3 protein-coding genes are annotated in these 1,821 nt (G+C 66.0%); all 3 read right to left on the bottom strand.

Translation table 11 applies throughout. The annotated features are described in order from the left end of the window. Positions 1-267: PfkB family carbohydrate kinase (locus LQV45_RS29515; RefSeq protein ID WP_230010655.1), on the bottom strand; the 267-nt coding region annotated here is incomplete at its 3' end. Further along, on the bottom strand, positions 267-1,328 hold the full coding sequence (locus tag LQV45_RS29510) for an NAD(P)-dependent alcohol dehydrogenase (protein ID WP_230010652.1): 1,062 nt from the start codon (positions 1,326-1,328) through the stop codon (positions 267-269). The genes LQV45_RS29515 and LQV45_RS29510, both read right to left, overlap by 1 nt. Before the next feature lie 51 nt (positions 1,329-1,379). Further along, positions 1,380-1,821, bottom strand: a 442-nt coding sequence (locus LQV45_RS29505) for a carbohydrate ABC transporter permease (protein ID WP_230010648.1), incomplete at its 5' end; no start/stop codon positions are given.

Here is a 1,821-nt window from a genome sequence, read left to right as displayed (position 1 = left end):
GTTGACCACCTGGACGCCGTTCGTTTGCAGATGCTCTTCCAGCAGGTGTCCGTGCGGGTCAAGGCCATAGTGGGTCACCAGGATTGTCCTGAGGTCGAGGCGCGCAGCCCCCACTGCCACGTTGAGGGGGCTGCCCCCGGGGTGGGCCTGGCCGCCGGCAGGACCGCGGGGGTCGCGGATGATGTCGACAAGGGATTCGCCAATGACCGTCAGGACACCGTCCCCCGCGGGGAGGCGGGGCGCTGGGGTGGCGTCGGTGATGCGCATCAGCGGCCCGGGTAGACGACAGTTTTGAGCTGACCGGCCTGCTTGCCCGCTTTGAGTGCTTCTTCCGAGTCGGCCAGCGCAAACTTGCCGGTCACCAGGATGTCCAGATCTACTTTTCCGTCCGCGATCAGCTGGATGGCCAGCGGCCAGGTGTTGGTGTAGCGGAAGACGCCCGAGAGCCAGATTTCGCGGTTCTGGATGTAGGAGACGGGGAGTTCGACGTTGTCGGCTCCGAGCCCGACCAGGATGACCCGGCCGGCCGGTCCAACGGCTTTGATGCCGGAACGGACGGCCTGCGGGGCGCCGGAGGCGTCAATGAAGGCATCGACGTCGAGCCCTTCGGTACTGTCCGTCAAGGCGTTCAAGGCATGGGTGGCGCCGTGTTCCAGGGCGAAAGCGAGCCTTTCTTCTGCGATGTCCGTGATGTAGATTTCGGTCGCCCCGTAAGCGCGGGCCGCTTGGGCGGCGATGATGCCGATGGGGCCGGCTCCGGCGATCAGGACCCGGCTGCCGGGCTTGATCTGGGCGCGTTCGCAGGCCCAGAGGCCAACGGAGAGTGGTTCGATGAGGGCTGCCGCCTCGTCGCTGACGCTGTCTGGGATGTCGTAAGCGAAGTCGTCCTGGATCCTCACGTATTCGGTGAAAGCTCCGTCGATCGGCGGGGTGGCGTAGAACTCGATGTCCTGGCACAGGTTGTACCGTCCGGCCTTGCACTGCTTGCAGGTGCGGCAGGGCCGTTGGGGTTCGACGGCGACCCGCCGGCCAACGCGGGAGGGGTCCACGTCGCTGCCGACGGCGGCGATGCGTCCGGAGAGCTCGTGGCCCAGGATCAACGGGTGGTCCACGACGTAGTCGCCGATCCGGCCGTGCTCATAGTAATGGACGTCGCTGCCGCACACACCGACGGCGGCGACCTGCACCAGAACCTGGTCCGCGTCCAACTCCGGGACGGACAGTGTTTCCATGGCCATGTCGCCCTGGCGCTTGAGGACGGCGGCGCGCATGGTGGCGGGCACTTCCGGATGTCCGGGGGTGCGGGACTGTGCGGTTGATGTGGTCATCGAAGGGATCCTTTGCGGTTTGTAGAGGCGGTGGCGGGCTATTTGACGGCGCTATTTCACTGCACCCAGGGAGAGACCCTGGACGAGTTTGTCCTGGGCGGCGAACCCTGCGAACAGCACCGGCAGGGAGATCACGACGGCGGCGGCGCAGACCTTGGCAATGAACAGGCCCTGGCCCGAGACAAAGCCGGTGAGGAAGACCGGGGCGGTGCCGGCCACGACGCCGGTGAGGACCCGCGCCAGGAGGAGTTCGTTCCAGCTGAAGATGAAGCAGATCAGCGCGGTGGCGGCGATGCCGGGCATTGCCACCGGGGCGATGACCTTTCGGAGCGTGAGCAGCAGGGTGGCACCGTCGATCTGGGCGGCCTCAAGCATTTCGACGGGCACTTCGGCAAGGAAGGACCGCATCATCCACACGGCGATGGGCAGGTTCATCGAGGTGTACATCAGGACCAGGAACCAGATGTTATCCAGCGCGCCGGCGGTTTTGGCG

This window comes from Microbacterium sp. Bi128, from assembly GCF_918698205.1.
The sequence above is the reverse complement of the archived record's forward strand: the minus strand, read 5'-3'. Positions and strand labels throughout refer to the sequence as shown.

Bases quoted from the DNA above. Each gene is read 5' to 3' on its own strand.
- LQV45_RS29510 (WP_230010652.1), bottom strand. From the start codon at position 1,328: ATGACCACATCAACCGCACAGTCCCGCACCCCCGGACATCCGGAAGTG.